Below are 21,620 nucleotides of genomic sequence, written 5' to 3' on the forward strand. Positions count from 1 at the left end.
CGAACACCGGCACCGCGCTCAACACCCAGGCGATTGCGAGCGAAGAAGAATGACAGGCAAGCTCTACGGCGTCGGCCTGGGTCCTGGCGACCCGGAGCTCGTGACGGTCAAGGCCGCGCGGCTCATCCGGGAGGCCGACGTGGTCGCGTTCCACAGCGCCCGTCACGGCCGCAGCGTCGCGAAGACCATCGCGGAGCCGTACTTCCGCGAGGGCCAGATCGTCGAGCAGCTCGTCTACCCGGTCACCACCGAGGACACCGACGACTACCAGGGCGAGATCGACGCCTTCTACGAGCAGGCCGCCGCCCGTCTCGCCGCCCACCTCGACGCCGGGCGCGACGTCGTCGTGCTCGCCGCGGGTGACCCGTTCTTCTACGGCTCGTACATGCACATGCACAAGCGGCTCGCCGACCGCTACGAGTGGGAGGTGGTGCCCGGCGTGACGTCCGTGAGCGGCGCGTCCGCGGTGCTGGGCACCCCGCTCGTCGAACGCGACGAGGTCCTCACGATCCTGCCCGGCACGCTGCCGCCCGCCGAGCTCGCGAGCCGTCTCGCCGACACCGACTCGGCCGCGATCCTCAAACTGGGCCGCACTTTCGGCAACGTGCGCCAGGCGTTGGAGGAGGCGGGCAGGCTCGACGGCGCCTGGTACGTCGAGCGCGCCACCACCGGCAGGCAGAAGCTGGCGCCGCTCGCCGACGTCGACCCCGCGACCGTCCCGTACTTCTCCATCGCGGTGCTGCCGAGCCAGTCCAAGCCGGCGAAGCCCAGGGGCGAGGTCGTCGTCGTGGGTCTCGGTCCCGGCTCGCGGAACTGGCTGACGCCCGAGGCCCGTCAGGAGCTCGATGCCGCCGACGAGCTGGTCGGCTACTCCACCTACCTCGACCGCGTTCCCGAACGTCCCGGTCAGAAGCGCCACGCCACCCACAACCAGGTCGAGTCGGAACGCGCCGCCTTCGCGCTGGACCTGGCCCGGCGCGGTGCGCGGGTGGCCGTGGTGTCGTCGGGCGACCCCGGTGTCTTCGCGATGGCCACCGCGGTCCTGGAGGTCGCGGCGGAGGCCGCGGACGTGCCGGTGCGGATCATCCCCGGCGTCACGGCCGCGAACGCCGTGGCGGCCAAGGCCGGTGCGCCGCTGGGTCACGACTACGCGGTGATCTCGTTGAGCGACCGCCTCAAGCCGTGGGACGTCATCGCCTCCCGGCTGGAGGCCACCGCCAAGGCCGATCTCGTGATCGCGATCTACAACCCGGCGTCCAAGGCCCGCACGCACCAGGTCGCGGACATGCGCGATCTGCTGCTGCAGCACAGGAAGCCGGAGACGCCGGTCGTCGTCGGGCGTGACGTCGGCGGCCCCGAGGAGGAGATCCGCGTCCTCACGCTCGGCGCCCTCGACCCGGCCACGATCGACATGCGCTGCCTGCTGATCATCGGTTCTTCGCAGACGACCGTGACACCGCAGGGAGTCGTGTTCACGCCCCGGCGGTACCCAACCACCTGACGGCGGCGTCGACGTCGGCCACCGTGTCCGCGGGCGGGAGCGGTGGCCGGCGCACGATCACGACGGGGACTTCCAGCTGACGCGCGGCTTCGAGCTTGGCCGAGGTCATGTCGCCCCCGCTGTCCTTGGTGACCAGGACGTCGATCCGGTGCGACCGCATCAGCACCAGCTCACCGTCCACTGTGAACGGTCCGCGTGACAGCAGCACCTCGATCCGTTGGGGCATCGGCGGTTCCGGCGGCTCGACCATGCGGGCCAGGAACCACTGCGGGCACGAGGCGAACTCAGCGAGGTCCTGCCGCCCGGTCGTCAGGAACACCCTCTCCCCCGGAAGGTCCTGTGCGGCCTCGGCGACGCTGCCGACCCACCGCCAGCCGGGTTGCGGCGTGAAGCCGGGCCGGCGCAGCACCAGGAACGGCACGCCGACACGTCCACAGGCCTCGAAGGCGTTCGCGGTGATCTGGCGGGCGAACGGGTGCGTGGCGTCGACCACCGCGTCGATCTCGTTGTCCCGCAACCACTGCGCGAGCCCGTCCACGCCGCCGAACCCGCCGATCCTGACCTCGCCGACGGGCAGCCGGGGCGCGCTCACCCGGCCGGCCAGCGAGGAGACGGCGGGCACGCGGGCGGCCAGCTCGCGCGCCTCCCCCGTCCCGCCGAGGATGAGGATCATCGAGCGCGAGCGGGCGAGTACAGGTGGCTGTCGGGGAACTGCGTGGCTCCCAGCACCTGCCCGACGATGATCACCGCGGTCCGCTTGATCCCGGCGGCCCGCACCTGTGCGGCGATGTCATCGAGCGTCCCGCGCAGCACGACCTCGTCCTCCCGCGACGCGTACGCGACCACCGCGACCGGGCAGTCCGCGCCGTAGTGGGGCACCAGCTCGGCGACCACCTCGGAGATCCGCTGCACGGCCAGGTGCAGGACGAGCGTCGCGTGACTGCGGCCCAGCGTGTCCAGGTCCTCGCCGGGAGGCATCGGCGTGGCGCGCTGCGACGTCCGCGTGAGGATCACCGTCTGCCCCACGCCCGGCACGGTCAGCTCGCGCTGCAAGGAAGCCGCCGCGGCCGCGAACGCCGGCACTCCGGGCGTCACGTCGTAGGAGATCCCCAGCGCGTCCAGCCTGCGCATCTGCTCCGCCATCGCGCTGAACACCGCCGGGTCCCCGGAGTGCAGCCGGGCCACGTCCAGCCCCTGCTCGGTCGCCGCCACCAGCTCCGCGACGATCTCGTCCAGCGTCAACGACGCCGTGTCGACCTTGCGCGCCCCTTCCGGGCAGAAGTCCAGCAGCTCCACCGGCACCAGCGCGCCGGCGTAGAGGCAGACGGGCGACGCGGCGATGAGATCCCTGCCGCGCACCGTGATCAGGTCGGCGGCGCCCGGACCGGCTCCGATGAAGTGCACGGTCACCTCGTCACGCTCCACGTCGTCACGGGCATGTGCGGCCGCCACCCGGTGAACCCGCCGACCGCCGATCCCCGGTTCACCGCGATGCGCACCAGGTCACCGCCGAGTCGCGCGTACCACTGCGCCACCACGGCCTCGGACTCCAGCGTCACGGCGTTCACCACGAGCCGCCCGCCGGACGGCAACGCGTCCCAGCACTTCTGCACCACACCGGGCACGGTCAGCCCGCCGCCGATGAAGATCGCGTCGGGCTTCTCCAGCGGCTCCAGCACGTCCGGCGCGCGTCCGATGTGGACCTCGACGCCCGGCACGCCGAGCGAGGCGGCGTTGCGCACGATCCGTCCGGCCCGCTCCGCCGACTGCTCGACGGCGATCGCCCGGCACGTGGGGTGCGTGCGCGCCCACTCGATCGCGATGGACCCGGACCCGGCCCCGACGTCCCACAGCAGCTGCCCCGGCAGGGGCGCCAGTCTCGACAGGGAAATCGCCCGCACCTCGCGCTTCGTCAGCTGGCCATCGGTCTCGTAGGCGTCGTCGGGCAGCCCCGGCGCGCGAGAATACGCCGCACCCGCGTACTCGACGGCGATGACGCACAACGGGTCCGCGGCCTGTCCGGACCACTCGTAGACCCGCTCGGCGGGCCCGCCGAGCTGCTCCAGCACGGTGATCGGCCCCGCGATCCCGGCGACGGTCTCCGGGTCCCCGCCCAGCACCAGCACGCGCCGTCCCGGGCTCAACGCGGCCCGCAGCAGGTCGGGAGAACGCCCGACCAGTGACACGACCTCGACCTCGTTCAACGCCCACCCGAGCCGCGCCGCGGCCAGCGACACCGACGAGGGGTGCGGAACGACCCTGACCCGCGACCCCAGCAGCCGCACCAGCGTCGTGCCGATGCCGTGGAACATCGGATCGCCGGACGCGAGCACGCACACGTCGCGGTGCTTCTCGAACAGCTCCGGCAACGCCGGTACCAGCGGCGACGGCCACGCGACCCGTTCGAACTCCCCCGGCACCAGGTCGAGCTGGCGGCGCGACCCCATCAGCACCTTCGCGCTCCTGACGGCTTGCCGCGCGGCGGGCGACAACCCGTCCCAGCCGTCGGCCCCGATGCCGACGACAACGACGTCAGACTGTTCCGGTGACACGCTTCACCTGGATCTCGATCACGACCCGAGTCGGGTTCACCCGCGGCTGCCGGTAGCGCAGCGCGTACCGACGCTCGGCCTCCGCGACGGACTCCGCGTCATCCCTGACCACCGCCGGACCCTCCAGGGTGGACCAGCGCCGACCGTCCACCTGGCACACCGCCGCGTACCCGGCCTTGCGGACGTGCTTGACCTTCCACGAGGCCCCGTCGGTGATGACGCGCGCGACACCGGCCTCCTGGTCGAGCGTGACCCCGACCGGCACGACCTGCACGGTGCCGTCCGGGCGCGCGGTGGACAGCGTGCACAGGTGCCGCTCGGACCAGAACTCGGCGAACTCGGCGCCCCGCTCGATCGACATGCCCAGCATCATGCAATGAGAGGGCCGGGAAACGAAATCAGCCCTTCACGGGCGGGCGAACCGCGGCCTGCCGTCACCCGGTGCGTCCCGGCTGTTGACCTCGACTTTGGTCGAGATCCTACGGTTGCCGCGGACCATCCTCGACCACGCGGAGTAATGATGATCTTGGTGACGGGCGCCACCGGCAACATCGGCAGGGCTCTGCTGACGGAGCTGCGGGCGAGCGGTGCGGGGCCGGTGCGAGGTCTCACCCGCGACGCGGCACGGGCCGGGTTCCCCGCGGACGTCGAAGCCGTCGAGGCGGACATCACGCGTGCGGACCGGCTCGGAGCGGCGCTCAGCGGTGTGTGCTCGCTGTTCTTGTTGCAGGGCTTCGGATCGGAGGCACAGACCATCGAGGCCGCCAGGCAGGAAGGCGTGGAGCACGTGGTGCTCGTGTCGTCGATCACGGTCCAGACCCACCCGCACCTGCGCGCCGCCGGGGCGAACCTGGCCGTCGAGGAGTCGTTGAAGAGCAGCGGCATGGCCTGGACGGTCCTGCGGCCGACGCAGTTCGCCTCGAACACCCTGATGTGGGCAGGGTCGATCCGCGACCAAGCGGTGGTCCGCGTTCCGTACGCCGACATCGGGCTTCCCACCGTCCACCCCTCGGACATCGCCGCTGTAGCGCGAGCGGCGCTCACCGAACCCGGCCACCGCGGCCAGACCTACCCGCTGACCGGGCCGCGGCGCGTCACGCCGCGGCAGCAGGTGGCGGACATCGCCGCCGCCGTCGGGCGTGAGCTGTCGCTGGTGGAGATCAGCCGGGAACAGGCCCACCAGGAGATGAGTCCCCACATGGGGGACGAGACCGCGGACGCGGTTCTCGACCTGATGGGCGGAGACGTCAACGACGCACTGCTGGCCGTGCACGACACCGTGGCGCGGGTCACGGGTCGTCAGGCCAGGCCCTTCTCCGACTGGGCGGGGGAGAACGCCGCCGCTTTCCGCTGAACGACAGCGCGGCCCGCCACCTGAGGTGACGGGCCGCGCTCTCATCTGTCCGCTACGGGTAGCTGACGACGTTCACCGGCACCGTGCCCGGCGGCGTCACCCCACCCACGTTGTTCACGACGTGGGTGATCGTTCCCTGGTAGTTGAGCGACACGGTCAGCAGGTTGTGCAACCTCACGCCGGACCGGTTCGGCACCTCGAACGCGTTCTCCGCCCGCACCGACGGGTTGACGTTGAAGAAGCAGTAGCTGCCGAGCCCCCACGCCTCGTGGTTCGTGACGTTGTCGCCGACCTTGTAGGCCGCGTACCCGGCCTGCCCGTTCGGCCTGTTCCAGGTCGCCTGGTTCGGCACGTCGTACGGCATCTCGTTCTGGAAGAAGATGGTCCGCCCGCGTTCGCCGTTCCAGATCACCTGGTACTTCTGGTAGTGCTCGACGAACAGGCCCGTGGCCAGCACGTCGTTGCCGTTCACGACGAGACCGGTGTCCCCGATCGCCTCGTTCCAGCCCCAGGTTCCGGCGTTGCCGTGGTCGGCGCGCCAGATCCAGGTGTGGTCGATGATCGTGTTGTGGCTGTTGACGACCAGGCTGTTGGTCGCCTTGCCCGGGACCGCCCCGCCGACGCGGAAGAACACGTCCTGCAGCGTGGTCGGGTTGGACGCGTGCGACGCCGACGAGCCGGACGGGCCGACGGTCAGCAGCGACGGGGACAGGGTCGTGCCCGCGTCGAACAGGATGCCCTTGATCCGCACGCCGTCGACGTCGGCCACCTGCATGGCGGTGACGCCGTTCTGCGGCACGATCGTCGCGTAGCCGATGCCCAGCACGACGGTGTTGGGCCGCGTGATGTTGATCGTCTGGTTGACGTTGTAGATGCCGGGCGTGAAGAACAGGTTGCAGCCGGACGCCAGCGCCGCGTTGATCGTCGAGGCGGTGTCACCGGACTTGACGACGTAGAACTGGCTCATCGGCAACGAGCTGCCGGGCGTGCCACCGTTGACCCACGACGCACCGGAGGCGTTGGTGCGCAACGAAGGCAGGAACACGCGGTACTTGCCGTCCTCGAAGTAGAGGTAGGGCACGTCACGTGAGACCGGCGTCGTCGCCAGGTTGGTCGACGGCGGGTTCGGGAACGTCGTCGCCGGAGCGCCGGGCGTCCCGGAGAACACCATGTTCCAGACGCCACCGTTCCAGCTGCCGTAGTTGCTGTCACGGGTGTACCACTGCTGCTGCGACACCGAAGCCGTCTGACCGGACACGCGCGTGTCGGCCGTGTAGCCACCGGACGCGAAGCCGTAGGACGCCGGGTACAGCGCCAGGTTGCCGCGGATGTCCATGCGGCGGAACGGCGCGGCCTGCGCGACGGCCCAGCGGTTGGTGCCGGTGCTCGGGTTGACGGCCATGTTCTCGGCGGAACGCCAGAAGTTCTGCAGCGCCACACCCTTGTCGGACTCGTTGAACGCGTCCACGGTGATGTCGCCGTTGATCACGACGTCACCGGGGTTGCGCCCCAGGCCCGAGACGGACGTGTAGAAGCCGACGTCGTCGTGCACGTTGTACGTGCCCGGCTTGAACAGGTGCGCGACCCGGCGGGACGCCATCTGCGCGGTCAGCGTGTCCTTCTGGTTGTTGAAGTCGGTGTCGAGCTGCGTCTGGATGCTCGCGGCGGACATGCTCGGGTCGAAGACGCGCGTGTTCGGACCGAAGCTCGGGTTGTCCGACTGGACGCACCCCTGCTGCGTGCCGATCGTGTAGGTCGCGCTGGCGACGGACGAGTTCGCGAGACCGGACTTGATGCCGATCGCGTTGACCGTCCGGCTGCTGGGCACCGAGATCGGCCCGCTGTAGACAGGAGACGACGCCGTCGGCGTAGAGCCGTCCACTGTGTACCGGATCGTGGCGCCGCTCGTGGCGGTGGAGATCGTCACGGTCTGACCGGACGTGTACGCACCACCCGGCGGGCTGAACGTAGGCGTCGCGACCGGCGCCTGCGTGCTGCCGTGGGTGTAGGTGAAGTGCGGGGTGTCGTACTGCGGTCCGCTCTTCTCGTAGGTGAACCAGTACTCGAGCTGCGTGCCGGACGACAGCGACCCGACGGTCTTCTGCCAGGTCCCGGCGTTGTTGGTCATGCGGAAGTTCTGCTGGTTCGCACCGGAAACCAGGTAGTGCACGTCGACGTACAGGGCAGGGGTCGTCGGCGTGAAGTTGATCCTCGCCTGAGTGGCGTCCAGCGCCGTCACGCTCTGCGTGTAGTCATCGGCCGCGGAGGCGACGGAGGACGACGCGAATGACGACAGGGCAATCGCTGTGGCGGCCAGACCGGCCAGCCATCTCACCTTTGAGAGCGCTCTCACACCTGAAACGGTAAACATGAGATGACATGGAAGGGAAGAGGCAAGTTGTGAGAAAGGTGCGAGGCTCGACCGGTCCTTGATCCGGCAGCGCCACCGTTTTCACCCGAACGAGCAGACGCTTGGACCGCCTTCGAGCCATAGCGTCGGCGCATGACTGCATCCACCGCGTACAGCAGGGACCTGGGCGACGAGCTGCGCCGCATGCGGGAGACCTGCACCGGGCTCAAGGGCCACGAGCTCGCCAGGAAACTCGGCTGGGACCCGAGCAAGGTGTCCACTATCGAACACGGCAAAGCACGCGCCAGCGAGGTCGACCTGGTGCAGTACTTCACGGCGTGTGACAAGGACGTCGACTTCTACGAGAACTTCAAGCACCGCTACCGGTACGCGTTCGACGAGTACATCGTGCAGTTGTCGGGCAACCTGCGGACGGTCGCGATGGCCGAGTCGACGGCCAGGGCGATCATCAGCTACGACACACTGTTGGTGCCGGGCCTCTTCCAGACACCGGAGTACGCGGAGAGCGTGTACGAGGTGACCGGGTTGGTCGCGGAGGAGCGCATCCCGGTGCTCGTGCGGTGCCGGACGGACCGCCAGGCGATCCTCAACCGGCACGACCGGCCGGATTGCTTGTTCTACGTCCACGAGGTGGCCCTGCAGCAGCCGATGGGTGACGACCAGGTCATGCAGGGCCAGTACCGGCGGCTGCTCGCCAAAGCGCACATGATCCGGATCGTGCCCGCGGAGGTCGCCGTGCTGTCGGCCGGCTTCATGCTCTGGGAGTACGAGAAGGCCAAGCCGGTCGCCTACAGCGAGACGGAGTTCGCGCGCGTGTTCGTGCAGGATCCGGGCGCGATCGCCCAGGCGAGGGTGCACCTGAAGCAGCTGGGCAGGGTCGCTCTGGACGAAGAGCAGACCCGTGCGAGGTTGAGGCAGTACCTCACCCAGCCAGTCGGCGCCCGCTGAGACCGGCCGCGCCGCACGCCCGCAGGGAGCCGAAGAACGCGAGCGGTGACGTCCTCGCGTTCTCCTCCCCCGCCTGGGCCGCCCTGCTCAGGTCCCTCGGTTCTCGTTGAGGTAGTTGTAGATCGTGTAGCGGGTGACCTCCAGGACGCCCGCCAGGTGGTCGACCGAGTCGCGGATCAGGAAGAACCCCGCCTCGTCCAGCACCCGCACCACCTGCGACTTGTGCACCTTCTTCATCAGCTCGACCGGCACGCCGACGTCGGCGATCGCCTTCTCGACCAGCACCCGTTGCAGCGTGTCCACGTCCTGCGGGAACGACTCGACGGGGCCGGAGGCCTCGTGCGCGGCCAGCTTGTTCACGCACAGGCAGCCCACGGCGACGCCGGCCGCGTCGCGCACGAACGTCGTCGACGACCAGATCGCGCGGCCGTCCGGGGCGTAGGTCTCGTAGCCCGGCATGTCGGTGGTCGTGCCGCGGCGGACGAGTCCGAGCAGCAGGTCCGTCATCGGGCCGCCCACCTGGCGGCCGGTCAGCGAGCCCGCGATCGCGATGATCGAGTTCGGCAGCCGGGACAGGTCGTGCACCACGACCTCGGTGTCGGGGCCCAGTGCCGAGGCCAGTGAGTCCACCGTCGGCACCAGGGCCGACAACGCCGCCGGCACCGGCGACGACGCCGAGCCCGACAGCGACTTCAGGGCGGCGCGGACGCGTTCCAGCGTGCCGCGCGAGGTCGTGGCGTGCGGGGACAGGCGGACGTGCTCGGGGCGGATGGTCGCGGTGATGCCGAAGGCGTGCAGCGCTTCGCCCACCACCGAGGCGGCCTCGGGCATCGTGAACGCCAGGATGCCCGCCCGGCGGTCTCGGGCGGAGACGATCTTGCCTCCGCACGACAGCACGATCTCCTCCAGCTCGGTCACCAGTGAACTCACGGCGGAGTCCAGCGACGGGACGCCGGCCAGCTCGACCAGTTCCAGGGCCTCGGCGAAGGCGCCGGAGACGATCGGCGAGAGGTTCGTGATGTTCCAGGCGGCGGCGTCGGGGGCCGCGTCGTGCACCGCGTTGTCGAACAGGCCCGCGTCCACCGCGCCGGTCCAGCCCGACAGGACGGGCGAGAGCCGGTCCAGGGCTCGGTCCGAGAGCACGACGAAACCCGTGCTCCACCCGGCGCGCAACCACTTCTGGCCGCCGACCACCAGCACGTCGGCGAGTTCCCACGGTTCGTCGACGACGCCGAAGCCCTGGATGCCGTCGACGATCAGCAGGCGGTCGCCGATGGCCTCGCGCAGCGCTGAGAGGTCCGCGCGGTAGCCGGTCCTGAAGTCCACGGCGGACACCGACAACGCCGAAACTTCCGGCGTCAGACGGGTTGCGACCGCGGCCGGTGCGACCGGGCCGTCGAAGACCACCGACGGGAGGCCCGCCCGCACCCAGGGGTAGGTGTTGGACGGGAACTCCGACGCCGAGTACATGACGGTGCCGGACAGGCCGAAGGCCGCCTGGAACAGGCCGATCGACGTGTTCGGCACCAGCGCCACGTGGTCGGTGTCGGAGCGGCACAACCGCGCGACGGCGGCCTTCACGCGCTGTTCCTCGCGCATGAGCGTGTCCACTGTGGTGGGTCCGGCGAGTGAGGCCTGTTCCATCAGACGCGCGGTCGCCGTCACCACCGGGAGCGACGGCGGACCGAAGCGGGCGAAGTCGAGATACCCCTCCGGTTCGCGGAACTGGGAGAGGTACGCGGCGTCGATCAACTCAGAGCACCTTTGCCAGGAACTGTTGCGTGCGCGGCTGCTGCGGATTGTCGAGCACGTCGGACGGGGTGCCGGTCTCCACGACGGCCCCGTCGACGAGGAACACCACGCGGTCGGCGACCGAGCGGGCGAAGCCGATCTCGTGGGTGACCACGATCATCGTCATGCCGTCGCGGGCCAGCGAGGTCATCACGTCGAGCACCTCGCCGACCAGCTCCGGGTCCAGCGCGGAGGTGGGCTCGTCGAACAGCATCAGCTTGGGCTTCATCGCCAGCGCTCGCGCGATCGCGACGCGTTGCTGCTGACCGCCCGAGAGCTGCCCTGGGTAGGCGGAGGCCTTCTCGGCCAGTCCCACCCGTTCCAGCAGTGCCAACGCCTCCGCTCCCACCTCGGCCTTACGACGCCCGAGCACCTGGACCGGGCCCTCCATGATGTTCTCCAGCGCCGTGCGGTGCGGGAAGAGGTTGAACCGCTGGAACACCATCCCGACGTCGCGGCGCTGGTGGGCGGCTTCGCGTTCGCGCAGCTCGTGGAGCTTGCCGCCCTGCGAACGGAACCCGACCGGCACGCCGTCGACCCAGATCCGGCCGGCGTCGATGGTCTCCAGGTGGTTCACGCAGCGCAGGAACGTCGACTTGCCCGCGCCCGACGGCCCGAGCAGGCAGACGACCTCGCCGCGCTCGACCTCTAGATCGATGCCCTTGAGCACCTCGGTGTGGCCGAACGACTTGCGGACACCGATCGCCTCAACGAGGGCCATAAGCACGCTCCAGGTAGTGCTGCCCGATCGACGCGAGGGAGACCATCACGAGGTACCAGGCCGCGGCGGCGAACAGGGTTTCCATGATCTCCAGGTTGCGCGACGAGATGTTGTTCGCGGCGTGGATGAGCTCCAGGAAGGCGATCACCGACGCCATCGAGGTGCCCTTGATCATGTTGATGAAGTTGTTGCCGGTCGGCGGGATGATCACGCGCATCGCCTGCGGCAGGACGACTCGGCGCAGCGTCGTCAACGGCGTCATGCCGATCGACTTGGCCGCCTCGGTCTGGCCGGAGTCGACGCTGCTCAGGCCGGCGCGGACGATCTCGGCCATGTAGGCGCTCTCGTTGAGGCCCAGGCCGAGCAGCGCCGCCACGAACGCGGTCATGACCACGTTGGTGGGCACCGAGAACAGCATCGGGATGCTGATGTTCTTGAACACCAGCGCGAGGTTGAACCAGATCAGGATCTGCAGCAGCACCGGCAGGCCGCGGAACAGCCAGATGTAGCCGACCGCGAACCACCGGGCGACCGGGTTCGCCGACAGCCTCATCAGCGCGACCACGACACCGAGCACGATCGCGCCGCCCTGGGCCGCGAGGGCGAGCACGATGGTGTTGAGGACGCCTTCGAGCATCGCGGGGTGCGTGAAGAACCCCGGCACGTCCTCCCACTGGATCTGCGCCTCGGCCATCGACCAGCCGAGACCGGCGATGACCAGCAGGATCACCGCGCCGCTGACCCACCTCCACGGGTGGCGCAGCGGCACGACGACGAGCTCGGAGGGCCGGACCTCCTCGGCGGTGCGGAGATCACTTGCCATTGATCGCGGCCTTGGTGATCGCACCCTGCTTGATGTCCCAGGTGGTGAGGATCTTCTCGTAGGTGCCGTCGTCGATCAGCGACTGCAGCGCGGCCTTGATCGCCTCGGACAGCTTGGCGTTCTGCTTGTTCACGCCGATGCCGTACGGGCCGCCGTTGATCGGCGCGAGCGGCACGACCTCGAAGTACTGGCCGTCACCCGCGGTCTTCGCGACGTAGACGGCGGTCGGCAGGTCGTTCAGGATCGCGGCGACACGACCGGTGCGCAGCTGGTTCTGGTTGCCGGTGTCGCTGTCGGTGACGCTGAGCTGGACCTCGGGCTTGCCCTGGGCCTTGCACTTCTCGCTCTGCTCCTTGGCGAACTGCTCCTGCGAGCTGCCGAGGTTGACCGCGATCCCCTTGCCGCACAGGTCGTCGACCGACTTGACGCCCTGCGGGTTGCCCTTCTGCACCATGATCGTGATGCCGGAGGTGAAGTAGTCGACGAAGTCGATCTTCTGCTGGCGCTCGGCGGTGTCGTTCATCGCGGCCATGGTCACGTCGACGCGGCCGGTCTCGAGGCTGGTGATCAGCGAGCTGAACGCCATGTCGCTGTGCTCGGCCTTCAGCCCGAGCTTCGCGGAGATCGCCTTGATCAGGTCGACCTCGGACCCGAGCGGCGTCTTGCCGTCCTGGTCGTAGAAGTTGTTCGGCGGGTTCTGGATGTTCGACCCGACCCGCAGCTTGCCCGCCGAGACGATCTCGGGCGGCAGCAGCGCGGCGAGCTTGTCGTCCTTCTTGACCGAGCCCAGGTCGGACGACGGAGGCGTGGACGTCTGAGAGTTGGTGTCAGACGTGGACCCGCAGGCGGCGAGCCCCAGTACGAGCAGCGAGGTCACGAGCAGGCGCGGCTTCATGGCGGGGACCGTACAACGTCGAGTTGAAGACGTCCACAAAAAGTTGAAAACAGGCGTGACCGGCGGCACTCGGGGAATTCCACCGGCGCCTGGTTCGTTGACGGGAGAGCACCGGCAAACGAGGAGGACCCCCCATGGCGACGGTCGAGCTGACGACGGAGAACTTCGACGAGGTGGTCGGCGGTTCCGGCATCGTCCTGGTCGACTTCTGGGCCGAGTGGTGCGGTCCGTGCCGCGCGTTCGGGCCCACGTACGAGGCCGCTTCGGAGAAGAACGAGGACATCACGTTCGGCAAGGTCGACACGGAGGCGCAGCAGGAGCTCGCGGCCACGTTCGGCATCCGGTCGATCCCCACGCTGATGATCGTGCGCGAGGGCGTGGTGCTGTTCTCGCAGCCGGGCGCGCTGCCGGGCAACGCGCTGGACGACCTGATCGAGCAGGCGCGCAAGGTGGACATGGAAGAGGTCCACGCCAAGGTCGCGGAAGCCCAGGCCCAACAGGGCTGATTGGTACAACGCCGCTCGGGGTAGCCGACGTGCATGAACACCGACACGTCGACCGCGCAGCTGGTGAACCAGCTGTCCGAGCAGGTGAGCAGGCTCGCACGCGATGAGATCCGTCTCGCTGTCGCGGAGCTGAAGGAGAAGGGCAAGCACGCCGGTGTCGGCGCCGGGATGTTCGGTGTGGCCGGCGTGTTCGCGTGGTGGGGCGGGCTGAGCGTTGTCGCGGGCCTGATCCTGCTGCTGGCACTCGTAGTACCGCCGTGGGCGGCCGCGCTGATCGTCGCGGCCGCCCTTCTGCTGTTCGCGGGCGTCTTCGCGCTCGTGGGCAGAGGTCAGGTCAAGCAGGCCGCTCCCCCGGTGCCGCGGCAGGCGATGGACAACGTGCAGCGGGACATCGCGACGATCAAGGAGAGTGCGCACCGATGACCGACCCGAAGGAACAGCTCCAGCGCGACGTCGAGCGCACCCGCCGAGAGCTGGGTGAGACCGTGGAAGCGTTGGCGCACAAGGTCGACGTGCCCGGTCGCGTGAAGGAGCAGGCGCACGAGACGGTCGTGCGGATGACCGCCGCGACCAACCAGGCCATCGACTCGCTGCCCACCCCGGTGGCGGAGCAGGTCGAGAAGGCGCGCCGGCACCCCGGAGCCATCGCGGCGGTGCTGATCGCCCTCGTCGTCGCGATCTGGGCCATCTCGAGGAGGAACCGATGAAGATCCTGTACCGGCCCCTGGGCATGCTGGTCGGCGCGCTGGGAGGTTTCCTCGCGACCGCGATCTTCGGCCAGATCTGGAAGGCCGTGGCCGGCGACAAGGAAGCGCCCAGCCCCACGATGCGCAACCGCACCTGGAGCGAGATCCTGCTGGCCGCGGCGTTGCAGGGCGCCATCTTCGGCCTGGTCAAGGCCGCGATCGACCGCGGCGGCGCCAAGGGCTTCCAGAAGCTCACCGGCGAGTGGCCCGGCGACGAGGAAGACTGATCACGCAGGACCAGGGACACGGCCCGCGAGGCCGGTCTCTGGTCCTGCGAACGTTTGAACCCTCAACTATTCTGCTCGCATGCCACAGCCAGAGGGTGCCGAGCTCGAAGCCATCAGGGCCAAGCGCGACGAACTGCGCGAACGCTACGTGAAGCCGCTCGCCGAGCGAGGTGGTTCGCCCACCCGCGGCGTGCACCACATCGCGCTCATCTGCAAGGACGTCGAGGAGACCATCCGGTTCTACCAGGAGTTCCTCGGTTTCCCGCTGGTGGAGCTCGTCGAGAACCGCGACTACCGCGGTTCCAGCCACTTCTTCTTCGACCTCGGAGCCAAGAACCTGCTGGGGTTCTTCGACTTCCCGGGCCACGACCACCCGCCGTTCTCCGAGACGATCGGCGCCGTCCAGCACCTCGCGCTGTCGACCTCGCCCGAGCGGTTCGACGAGATCAGGGCCAAGCTCGACGCCGAGGGGATCGACTACCTGGGGCCCGACCGGGGCGTCGAGGACAGCCTGTACATCCGCGACCCCAACGGTGTAGGGATTGAGTTCTACCGGGAAGATCTCGGCGAGTTCGAGGGCACGACCCTGATCAACTGAGAACGGAGTCGCAGTGGCGCAAGAGGTCAAGGGCATCGTCGCCCGGGGCAAAGGTCAACCCGTGGAACTGACCTCGGTGCTGGTGCCCGACCCCGGCCCCGGCGAGGCCGTCGTGAAGGTCCAGGCGTGCGGTGTCTGCCACACCGACCTGCACTACCGCGAGGGCGGCATCAACGACGAGTTCCCGTTCCTGCTGGGACACGAGGCAGCCGGTGTCGTGGAGTCGGTCGGCGAGGGCGTCACCGACCTGGAGCCCGGCGACTTCGTCGTGCTGAACTGGCGCGCGGTCTGCGGCACGTGCCGCGCGTGCAGGCGCGGCAAGCCCTGGTACTGCTTCTCGACGTTCAACGCCTCGCAGCCGATGACGTTGACGGACGGCACCAAGCTCTCGCCCGCGCTGGGGATCGGCGCGTTCGCGGAGAAGACGCTCGTCCACTCAGGACAGTGCACGAAGGTCGACCCGTCGGCCCGCGCGGCCGCCGTCGGCCTGCTGGGCTGCGGCGTGATGGCCGGTGTCGGCGCGGCCGTGAACACCGGTGGCGTCACGCGCGGCGACTCGGTGGCCGTGATCGGCTGCGGCGGTGTCGGTGACGGCGCCATCGCGGGCGCCCGCCTCGCCGGCGCCGCGAAGATCATCGCCGTCGACACCGACCCGCGGAAGCTGGAGTGGGCCAAGGGTTTCGGCGCCACGCACACGATCAACGCCCGCGAGGTCGACGACGTCGTGACGGCGATCCAGGACCTGACGGACTCGTTCGGCGCGGACGTCGTGATCGACGCGGTGGGCCGCCCCGAGACGTGGAAGCAGGCGTTCTACGCCCGCGACCTCGCCGGAACCGTTGTCCTGGTGGGTGTTCCGACGCCGGACATGCAGCTCGAGATGCCGCTGATCGACTTCTTCTCGCGCGGCGGTTCGCTGAAGTCCTCGTGGTACGGCGACTGCCTGCCCTCCCGCGACTTCCCGATGCTCGTCGACCTGTACCAGCAGGGCCGCTTCGACCTCGACGCGTTCGTCACCGAGGAGATCGCGCTCGACGGCGTCGAAGGCGCGTTCGAGAAGATGCACCACGGCGACGTGCTGCGATCGGTCGTGGTGTTCTGATGGCACTGCGCGTCGACCACACCGTCACGTCCGGCACGTTCTCGCTGGACGGCGAGACGTTCGACGTCGACAACAACGTGTGGGTCATCGGTGACGACAGCGAATGCGTCGTCATCGACGCCCCGCACGACGTGAACGCGATCCTGGAGGTCGTCAACGGCCGCAAGGTCGTCGCGATCCTGCTGACGCACGCGCACGACGACCACGTCCGCGTCGCACCGGACCTGGCGCACGAGACGGGCGCGCCCCTCGCGCTGCACCAGGCCGACCACGTGGTGTGGAGCCTGACGCACACGGGCGTGATCCCCCACCAGGCGCTGGAGGACGGCCAGGTGATCACCGTCGCCGGCGAGGAGATCCACGTGCTGCACACGCCCGGCCACTCGCCGGGCGCCGTGTGCTTCCACGTGCCGTCGCTGGGTGCGGTGTTCACCGGCGACACGCTGTTCCAGGGCGGGCCGGGCGCGACCGGGCGGTCGTTCTCGGACCGGCCCACGATCGAGCGGTCGATCCGGGAGAAGCTGCTGACGCTGCCGGGGGAGACCGTGGTGCACACGGGCCACGGCCCGGACACCACGATCGCCGCCGAGGTTTTCTAGAACGCTAGAACCGCGGAGGCCGCTTCTCCAGGAACGCCGACACGCCCTCCGCGTAGTCGGGGCTGGAGGCGGCCTCCGCGTACAGCCCCCGCACGGAGTCGTCCTCGCGCCCGCCGTCGGTGATCGAGCCGACGATCTTCTTGGCGCCGCGCACCGACACCCGCGCCCGCCCCGCGATCTGCTCGGACAGCTCCTTCACGCGGGTGTCGAGCGAGTCCGCGACCTCGTTGACGAGACCGATCCGCAGCGCCGTCGCCGCGTCGATCAGGTCCGCCGAGAACAGGATCTGCTTCGCCCACGCCGGGCCCACCGCGTCCACGAGCTGCTTGGTGGACGTGAAGTTGTAGACGATGCCGAGCTTCGCGGGCGTGATGCCGAAGCGGGCGTCGGCGGAGGCCACCCGGATGTCGCACGCGAGGGCGATCTCGCAGCCGCCGCCCACGCAGAACCCGGAAATCGCGGCGATCGTCGGCTTGTCCAGCCCGACGATCGCGCGTTCGCCGTTGTGGACCGCCTCGCCGTAGTGGGCGGCGCCGGCGGCACCTCGGCGCAGGGTCGAGAACTCGGCGATGTCGGCGCCCGCCGAGAAGTGGTCACCGCCCCGGATGACGAGGACGCGGATGCTCTCATCTGCGGAGACCTCGGCCATCAGGCCGGGCAGGGCGGACCACATGTCGTAGCTCATGGCGTTGCGCTTGGCCGGGCGGTTGATCGTCAACGTGGCGACCGGACCGGCCGCGGACAGCTCCAGGAACTCGCTCACAGGCCGCACGATACCCACCGGTTCCGCGAACGCATGCGATCTCATATGGGTCGCAGGTGTTCATGCCCTTGTAAAGTTCCGTTGCCGGTGAGGGGAGGCAACGTGACGGCGGCGAGCATCGGCGCTTCCACGCTTCGCACGTTCGCCGTGCGGTTGCGCACCACCGCGCCGGTCTCCGCGCGGATCCTCTCGGAGCTCGCCGGTGAGCTCGACCGCGGCGGGGCGGTGGCCGACCTGCTCTGCTCGCACAGCGCCGTGCACAGTCCCCTGTTCGGCATCCAGGCGCTCGCGGGTGTGCGGTTGCTGATGCTGTCGGGCAGGGCCCCGGAGCTGAGCCGGCGGTTCACCAGCGCGCACGCCGCGGCGATGGCCGGTGAGTCGGACTCGGCGGCGTTGCTCGCCTGGCTCGCGGCACGGACCGCGATCATCGAGAACGCGGGCGAGATCCTCGCGGCGCTGGACCGCACGGTGCAGCAGCACCAGCCCAAGACGGCCGGTTTCCTGCTCCGCGGCCTCACGATGATCGGCGCGCCCAGGGTCCGGCTCCTCGAACTGGGCGCGTGCGCGGGGCTGAACCTGATCCTGGACCGGTACCGGTGGTTCGGGCTCGGCTGGGAGTGGGGCGACAAGGACTCCCCCGTCCGCCTGGCCGCCGTCGGGCCGCGGCCGGCGGACCTGGAGATCGTCGGACGCGCAGGGTGCGACCTGCAGCCGCGCGACCCCGCCGACCCCCGGCACGCGATGATCCTGCACTCGTTCATCCCGCCGGAGCACGACTCGCTGCGGTGGGACCTCGACGACGCCATCGAGGTCGCGACGAAGGTCGGCGTGAAGGTCGAGCGCTCCCCCGCCGGTCGGTGGCTGCGCGAGAACCTCGTGCCGCCCGGCGACCGCGACACCTGCACGGTGGTCTGGCACAGCTCGTTCTGGCCGTACCTGACCGAGGACGAGCGCAACGAGATCGAGACGACGCTGACCGCGGCGGCGGGTTCGATGCCACTCGCGCGCGTTGCCTACGAGTCGACAGATTTTCGCTCGAACCCCCGCTTGACGGTCACCATCTACAGCTGACGTGCGCCGTCGTGACAACGATCCGCGCCTCCCTGCTGGCCGTCGCTCTCATCACCACGGCCCTGACCGCGCCCGCCAGGGCCGACGTCTCCGACCACGACCTGGCGTTGCACTGGGCCCCGATCCATCACCAGGACACCGACAGCTCGGACCACGACGCCGACTACCTGTCCACTGTGGACTTCGATGGCGACTGGAACACCCTGAACAACTGGGAGAACCAGCCGCAGCTCGCGAAGCTCACCGGCGCCGCCTACTACTCCGTGGTCGAGACGTCCACGCACTGGTTCATCGTCTACGGCTTCTTCCACCCGCGAGACTGGGACGACCAGCCGGACCCGTTCGGCACGAAGACCCACGAGAACGACCTGGAGGGCGTGCTCCTGACCGTCCGCAGGGACAGCGGGTACGGCAAGCTCGAAGCCGCGGTCACGGTGGCGCACAGCGACTTCTACTCCTACGTGCCCGCCGGGTCGCCGTTCCAGAACGGCGCGGAGACCATCGACGGCACGCTGCTGATGGTCGACGGACGGCCCGCCACGCGGCAGGAGGCCAAGGGCCACGGCCTGTACCGCTGGGACGGCAACGACTTCCCCGGTGGTGACGGCGTGGTCTACCGTCCGTCCGCCACCGGTGAGGTCCCGTCGGGCGGCAACGACCGCAGCGTCGGCTACCGACTGGTGAACACCCTGGAGGCGAACGGGATGTGGGCCCGCCGGACCAACTCCGAGACCTTCGCGTCGTTCGGCACCTTCCGCGGCGACAACGGCAAGGACAACGCCGCCAACGCGCCGTGGGGCTGGGACGACCAGAACGACGGGCCGATCTACAAGGGCTACCTCGCCACCGACCCGGCGCTGCTGGTCGACCGGTACTTCTCCGGCAAGGGTGACTTCAGCCTGACCTACACGCGCAACGCCTTCCGCTGAAACGCTGCCAAGGCCTCGTCGATCGCCTTGTCCTGCCACCGCTGGAGGTTGATGGCGAGCGACACCTGCCGCTCGCCATCGGCGCTGTGGAACGACCACGTGCCCGCTCCCCACACCGACCCGTCGTGGCCCCAGAAGTCGCCGTGGCGGTGCAGACCGAGCCCGTAGTCGACCGTCGAGCCGTCGAACGCGACCACCGGGCCGGTCTTCTGCATCTCCGCCAACGACTCCGGTGACACCACCCGGCCGTCGAGCAGCGCGGCGAAGAACAGGTTCAGGTCCTCCACCGTCGAGATCAGCGACGCCGCCACCCCGACCCACGACATGTCGTAGACGCTGTAGTCGCGCGGCGGGTCGAGCAGCCCGAACAACGCCTCGAGCATCCGCGGGTGCGGTCCCTCGATGCGCGTCCCGGTCGGGAACATCGTGTTGCGCAGCCCGGCGCGTTCGACGACGTGGCGCGTGATCCACCGTTCGGCCGTCATCCCGGTGACCTTCTCGATCAGCCTGCCCAGCAGCAGGTAACCGGTGTTGGAGTAGGTGCCGGGCGGGACGGCGGGCGCGCTCGTGCCCAGCTCGATCAGCTCGCGCGGGTAGAAGTGCCGGAACCGGTTGTCCTCCAGGCTCCGCGGCGAGCCTTCCAGCACCGACGGGAACGCGAGGAACCGGTAGTCCGCCAGGCCGCTCGTCATGTTCAGCAGCTCGCGGACCGTCGCCTCGCCGTGGACGGGCATGTCGAGACCGATCTTGCCGCGTTCCACCAGTTGCAGGACCGCGGCGGCGGTGAACGTCTTGGTGACGCTGCCGACCCGGTGCCGCATGTCCGGTGCCGCCTCCCCGGCGGCACCGCGCCACACCTCGCCGTTCTCCCGCACCTCCGCCCACACGCCGGGAACCCCGGCGCGGTGGATCGCCTCCAGCTCGGCCCTCATGCCAGCGCCCTGCGCAGCACGTCGCCGATCTCGGCGAACTGGCGCTGGGAGACCGCGGCCGACAGCAGCGCCTGCGACCCGTGGAACGTGCCGGGGAACTGGTGCAGCTCGACCCGCACGTCCGACTGCATGAGCCGCACCGCGTAGGCGATGCCCTCGTCGCGGCTCGGGCAGAGCTCGGCCGTCGCGACGTACGCGGGCGGCAGGTCGGACAGGTCCTCGGCGCGCGACGGGGCCGCGTACGGCGTGGCGGGCCGCCCGCCCAGGTAGTGCGCCCACGCCTGCGCGGCTTTGGCGCGGTTGTACCAGGGCGTCTCGGTGAAGTGCCGCGCCGACCACGTGGTCAGCCTGTCGTCGAGCCCCGGCTGGTGCAGCAGCTGGAACCGGATCGGCGGCCCCTGCTCGTCGCGCGCCCTCAACGCCAGCGCCGCCGCCAGCCCGCCGCCCGCGCTGTGCCCGGCGACCGCGACGAGGTCCGGGTCGGCGGCGTTCTCGTGCGCCCACCGCAACACCGTCCACGCGTCGTCCAGCGCGGCCGGGAACGGGTTCTCCGGGGCGAGCCGGTAGCCCACCGAGATCACGGCACAGCCCGACCGCGCGGCGACGCGGGACGCCCACGGGTGTTCGGTCTCCACGTCACCGATGCACCAGCCACCGCCGTGCATCCAGACGACCGTGCCGCGCGCCTCGTGCGGCCGGTAGACCCGCACCGGGACCGGCGGGGTTCCCGGCACCAGCAGGTCCTCGACCTCCATGCCGTCCGTCTCCGCCGGGATGCCGGCCGCGAGCCCGGCGAGGACCGCCCGCTCCGCCACCACGTCGGTCAGCTCGGCTTTCGGGAAGAACGGGACGAAAGCTTCCAACTCGGGATCCATGCGGTCCATCCTCACGGCCTCCGCGCTCCCGTTCAGCCGACGCCCGTCGCACGATTCGGGGTACCGGCGCGCCGATCGTCGCTATCGTCGTGCGCATGGAGGCGTTGGCGACCCGGCTGTCGAACCTCGACTCGCACGTCGAGGGCGCGATCAGGGTCGTGATGTTCTACGACACGCTCATGCGCCGCCGGGTCGACCTCCCCGCTCTGGCAAGGGCTTCCGCGGGTCTCGCGGAGTGCGTGGCGGGCATCCGCCTGCACAGCACCGGGAAGGTCGTCCGCATGTCCCCCGGCGGCACCGAGGCCGCCGCGCCGCG

Annotated in this window: 24 protein-coding genes and 1 pseudogene; 13 read left to right on the forward strand and 12 right to left on the reverse strand. The window is 69.8% G+C overall.

Features of this window, described 5'->3' with window-relative positions; translation table 11 throughout:
* The first annotated feature begins 49 nt into the window (after positions 1–49).
* Positions 50–1,501 (forward strand): precorrin-2 C(20)-methyltransferase, encoded by a 1,452-nt coding sequence (locus VM306_RS24770; RefSeq protein WP_325519141.1) that lies wholly within the window; start codon positions 50–52, stop codon positions 1,499–1,501.
* Here VM306_RS24770 and VM306_RS24775 read toward each other — a convergent pair.
* The 4 genes from VM306_RS24775 to VM306_RS24790 are packed head-to-tail and all read right to left on the reverse strand — an operon-like array spanning position 1,473 to position 4,414.
* Positions 1,473–2,174 carry a cobalt-precorrin-6A reductase gene (locus tag VM306_RS24775; protein ID WP_325519143.1) on the reverse strand — a complete coding sequence of 234 codons (702 nt, stop codon included), beginning with the start codon at positions 2,172–2,174 and terminating at the stop codon, positions 1,473–1,475. The genes VM306_RS24770 and VM306_RS24775 overlap by 29 nt on opposite strands.
* Positions 2,171–2,911, reverse strand: coding sequence for a precorrin-4 C(11)-methyltransferase (cobM, locus tag VM306_RS24780; RefSeq protein ID WP_325519145.1), 741 nt, complete (start codon positions 2,909–2,911; stop codon positions 2,171–2,173). The genes VM306_RS24775 and cobM overlap by 4 nt, the downstream gene beginning before the upstream one ends.
* Positions 2,908–4,053 carry a precorrin-6y C5,15-methyltransferase (decarboxylating) subunit CbiE gene (cbiE, locus tag VM306_RS24785; protein ID WP_325519147.1) on the reverse strand — a complete coding sequence of 382 codons (1,146 nt, stop codon included), beginning with the start codon at positions 4,051–4,053 and terminating at the stop codon, positions 2,908–2,910. The genes cobM and cbiE overlap by 4 nt, the downstream gene beginning before the upstream one ends.
* Positions 4,034–4,414 carry a TIGR03618 family F420-dependent PPOX class oxidoreductase gene (locus VM306_RS24790; protein WP_414672443.1) on the reverse strand — a complete coding sequence of 127 codons (381 nt, stop codon included), beginning with the start codon at positions 4,412–4,414 and terminating at the stop codon, positions 4,034–4,036. Before VM306_RS24790 ends, cbiE begins: the two co-directional genes overlap by 20 nt.
* A gap of 159 nt (positions 4,415–4,573) precedes the next feature.
* Between VM306_RS24790 and VM306_RS24795 the strand changes: the two genes are divergently transcribed.
* The gene (locus tag VM306_RS24795; protein WP_325519153.1) at positions 4,574–5,407 is read left to right on the forward strand and encodes an SDR family oxidoreductase; all 834 of its coding nucleotides are present in this window, start codon (positions 4,574–4,576) and stop codon (positions 5,405–5,407) included.
* 52 nt (positions 5,408–5,459) lie between these two features.
* Here the strand turns inward: VM306_RS24795 and VM306_RS24800 are convergent, their stop codons facing one another.
* Complete coding sequence (locus VM306_RS24800) at positions 5,460–7,733, reverse strand: chitobiase/beta-hexosaminidase C-terminal domain-containing protein (protein WP_414672446.1); 2,274 nt, start codon at positions 7,731–7,733, stop codon at positions 5,460–5,462.
* Between the two features lie 177 nt (positions 7,734–7,910).
* Here VM306_RS24800 and VM306_RS24805 point away from each other — a divergent pair, with 177 nt between their 5' ends.
* Positions 7,911–8,726, forward strand: a complete 816-nt coding sequence (locus VM306_RS24805; RefSeq protein WP_325519157.1) for a helix-turn-helix transcriptional regulator — start codon at positions 7,911–7,913, stop codon at positions 8,724–8,726.
* 87 nt (positions 8,727–8,813) lie between these two features.
* On the opposite strand, the gene VM306_RS24810 is transcribed toward VM306_RS24805, so the two are convergent.
* From VM306_RS24810 to VM306_RS24825, 4 genes are read right to left on the reverse strand one after another with little or no spacing between them, the layout of a single operon-like run.
* Positions 8,814–10,478, reverse strand: a complete 1,665-nt coding sequence (locus VM306_RS24810; protein WP_325519159.1) for a PAS domain-containing protein — start codon at positions 10,476–10,478, stop codon at positions 8,814–8,816.
* A gap of 1 nt (position 10,479) precedes the next feature.
* Positions 10,480–11,238, reverse strand: a complete 759-nt coding sequence (locus VM306_RS24815) for an amino acid ABC transporter ATP-binding protein (RefSeq protein WP_414672444.1) — start codon at positions 11,236–11,238, stop codon at positions 10,480–10,482.
* Positions 11,225–12,061, reverse strand: coding sequence for an amino acid ABC transporter permease (locus tag VM306_RS24820; protein ID WP_325519163.1), 837 nt, complete (start codon positions 12,059–12,061; stop codon positions 11,225–11,227). The genes VM306_RS24815 and VM306_RS24820 overlap by 14 nt, the downstream gene beginning before the upstream one ends.
* Positions 12,051–12,956, reverse strand: a complete 906-nt coding sequence (locus VM306_RS24825) for an ABC transporter substrate-binding protein (RefSeq protein ID WP_325519165.1) — start codon at positions 12,954–12,956, stop codon at positions 12,051–12,053. Before VM306_RS24825 ends, VM306_RS24820 begins: the two co-directional genes overlap by 11 nt.
* 134 nt (positions 12,957–13,090) lie before the next feature.
* Between VM306_RS24825 and trxA the strand changes: the two genes are divergently transcribed.
* The 7 genes from trxA (at position 13,091) to VM306_RS24860 (ending at position 16,734) form a co-directional block, all read left to right on the forward strand.
* A complete protein-coding gene (gene trxA / locus VM306_RS24830) occupies positions 13,091–13,462 on the forward strand; it encodes a thioredoxin (RefSeq protein WP_325519167.1) in 372 nt (123 codons plus the stop codon).
* Positions 13,463–13,495: 33 nt separating this feature from the next.
* Complete coding sequence (locus VM306_RS24835) at positions 13,496–13,885, forward strand: phage holin family protein (RefSeq protein ID WP_325519169.1); 390 nt, start codon at positions 13,496–13,498, stop codon at positions 13,883–13,885.
* The gene (locus VM306_RS24840; protein WP_325519171.1) at positions 13,882–14,169 is read left to right on the forward strand and encodes a DUF3618 domain-containing protein; all 288 of its coding nucleotides are present in this window, start codon (positions 13,882–13,884) and stop codon (positions 14,167–14,169) included. Before VM306_RS24835 ends, VM306_RS24840 begins: the two co-directional genes overlap by 4 nt.
* Positions 14,166–14,435 (forward strand): DUF4235 domain-containing protein, encoded by a 270-nt coding sequence (locus tag VM306_RS24845; RefSeq protein WP_325519173.1) that lies wholly within the window; start codon positions 14,166–14,168, stop codon positions 14,433–14,435. The genes VM306_RS24840 and VM306_RS24845 overlap by 4 nt, the downstream gene beginning before the upstream one ends.
* 79 nt (positions 14,436–14,514) lie before the next feature.
* Complete coding sequence (locus tag VM306_RS24850) at positions 14,515–15,033, forward strand: VOC family protein (RefSeq protein WP_325519175.1); 519 nt, start codon at positions 14,515–14,517, stop codon at positions 15,031–15,033.
* Between the two features lie 13 nt (positions 15,034–15,046).
* Positions 15,047–16,135, forward strand: coding sequence for an S-(hydroxymethyl)mycothiol dehydrogenase (locus tag VM306_RS24855; protein WP_325519177.1), 1,089 nt, complete (start codon positions 15,047–15,049; stop codon positions 16,133–16,135).
* Positions 16,135–16,734: an MBL fold metallo-hydrolase gene (locus VM306_RS24860; protein ID WP_325519179.1), complete on the forward strand. Its 600-nt coding sequence runs from the start codon at positions 16,135–16,137 to the stop codon at positions 16,732–16,734. The genes VM306_RS24855 and VM306_RS24860 overlap by 1 nt, the downstream gene beginning before the upstream one ends.
* Positions 16,735–16,738: 4 nt before the next feature.
* On the opposite strand, the gene VM306_RS24865 is transcribed toward VM306_RS24860, so the two are convergent.
* Positions 16,739–17,497, reverse strand: a complete 759-nt coding sequence (locus VM306_RS24865) for an enoyl-CoA hydratase/isomerase family protein (RefSeq protein WP_325519181.1) — start codon at positions 17,495–17,497, stop codon at positions 16,739–16,741.
* A 102-nt stretch (positions 17,498–17,599) separates the two neighbouring features.
* On the opposite strand from VM306_RS24865, the gene VM306_RS24870 reads away from it, so the two are divergent.
* Entirely contained in the window at positions 17,600–18,568 is a 969-nt protein-coding gene (locus VM306_RS24870) for a DUF2332 family protein (RefSeq protein ID WP_325519183.1), read from the forward strand.
* A gap of 11 nt (positions 18,569–18,579) precedes the next feature.
* Entirely contained in the window at positions 18,580–19,497 is a 918-nt protein-coding gene (locus VM306_RS24875; protein WP_325519185.1) for a hypothetical protein, read from the forward strand.
* Here VM306_RS24875 and VM306_RS24880 read toward each other — a convergent pair.
* Both VM306_RS24880 and VM306_RS24885 read right to left on the reverse strand, forming a co-directional pair.
* Positions 19,473–20,429 carry a serine hydrolase domain-containing protein gene (locus VM306_RS24880; RefSeq protein ID WP_325519187.1) on the reverse strand — a complete coding sequence of 319 codons (957 nt, stop codon included), beginning with the start codon at positions 20,427–20,429 and terminating at the stop codon, positions 19,473–19,475. The genes VM306_RS24875 and VM306_RS24880 overlap by 25 nt on opposite strands.
* Entirely contained in the window at positions 20,426–21,304 is an 879-nt protein-coding gene (locus tag VM306_RS24885; protein WP_325519189.1) for an alpha/beta hydrolase, read from the reverse strand. The genes VM306_RS24880 and VM306_RS24885 overlap by 4 nt, the downstream gene beginning before the upstream one ends.
* Positions 21,305–21,399: 95 nt before the next feature.
* Here VM306_RS24885 and VM306_RS24890 point away from each other — a divergent pair.
* Positions 21,400–21,620, forward strand: a pseudogene (locus VM306_RS24890) (PucR family transcriptional regulator); the annotation flags it as partial.

This window comes from Lentzea sp. (genome assembly GCF_035525475.1).
Taxonomy (GTDB): Bacteria; Actinomycetota; Actinomycetes; order Mycobacteriales; family Pseudonocardiaceae; genus Lentzea.

What these genes read in the sequence shown, in the direction of transcription:
- VM306_RS24885 (WP_325519189.1), bottom strand. Translation starts at nt 21,304, where the DNA reads ATGGATCCCGAGTTGGAAGCTTTCGTCCCGTTCTTCCCGAAAGCCGAG.
- VM306_RS24850 (WP_325519175.1), top strand. Translation starts at nt 14,515, where the DNA reads ATGCCACAGCCAGAGGGTGCCGAGCTCGAAGCCATCAGGGCCAAGCGC.
- trxA (WP_325519167.1), top strand. Translation starts at nt 13,091, where the DNA reads ATGGCGACGGTCGAGCTGACGACGGAGAACTTCGACGAGGTGGTCGGC.
- VM306_RS24805 (WP_325519157.1), top strand. Translation starts at nt 7,911, where the DNA reads ATGACTGCATCCACCGCGTACAGCAGGGACCTGGGCGACGAGCTGCGC.
- VM306_RS24825 (WP_325519165.1), bottom strand. Translation starts at nt 12,956, where the DNA reads ATGAAGCCGCGCCTGCTCGTGACCTCGCTGCTCGTACTGGGGCTCGCC.
- VM306_RS24835 (WP_325519169.1), top strand. Translation starts at nt 13,496, where the DNA reads ATGAACACCGACACGTCGACCGCGCAGCTGGTGAACCAGCTGTCCGAG.
- VM306_RS24770 (WP_325519141.1), top strand. Translation starts at nt 50, where the DNA reads ATGACAGGCAAGCTCTACGGCGTCGGCCTGGGTCCTGGCGACCCGGAG.
- VM306_RS24815 (WP_414672444.1), bottom strand. Translation starts at nt 11,238, where the DNA reads ATGGCCCTCGTTGAGGCGATCGGTGTCCGCAAGTCGTTCGGCCACACC.
- VM306_RS24790 (WP_414672443.1), bottom strand. Translation starts at nt 4,414, where the DNA reads ATGTCGATCGAGCGGGGCGCCGAGTTCGCCGAGTTCTGGTCCGAGCGG.
- VM306_RS24880 (WP_325519187.1), bottom strand. Translation starts at nt 20,429, where the DNA reads ATGAGGGCCGAGCTGGAGGCGATCCACCGCGCCGGGGTTCCCGGCGTG.
- VM306_RS24775 (WP_325519143.1), bottom strand. Translation starts at nt 2,174, where the DNA reads ATGATCCTCATCCTCGGCGGGACGGGGGAGGCGCGCGAGCTGGCCGCC.
- VM306_RS24820 (WP_325519163.1), bottom strand. Translation starts at nt 12,061, where the DNA reads ATGGCAAGTGATCTCCGCACCGCCGAGGAGGTCCGGCCCTCCGAGCTC.
- VM306_RS24795 (WP_325519153.1), top strand. Translation starts at nt 4,574, where the DNA reads ATGATCTTGGTGACGGGCGCCACCGGCAACATCGGCAGGGCTCTGCTG.
- VM306_RS24860 (WP_325519179.1), top strand. Translation starts at nt 16,135, where the DNA reads ATGGCACTGCGCGTCGACCACACCGTCACGTCCGGCACGTTCTCGCTG.
- VM306_RS24845 (WP_325519173.1), top strand. Translation starts at nt 14,166, where the DNA reads ATGAAGATCCTGTACCGGCCCCTGGGCATGCTGGTCGGCGCGCTGGGA.
- VM306_RS24840 (WP_325519171.1), top strand. Translation starts at nt 13,882, where the DNA reads ATGACCGACCCGAAGGAACAGCTCCAGCGCGACGTCGAGCGCACCCGC.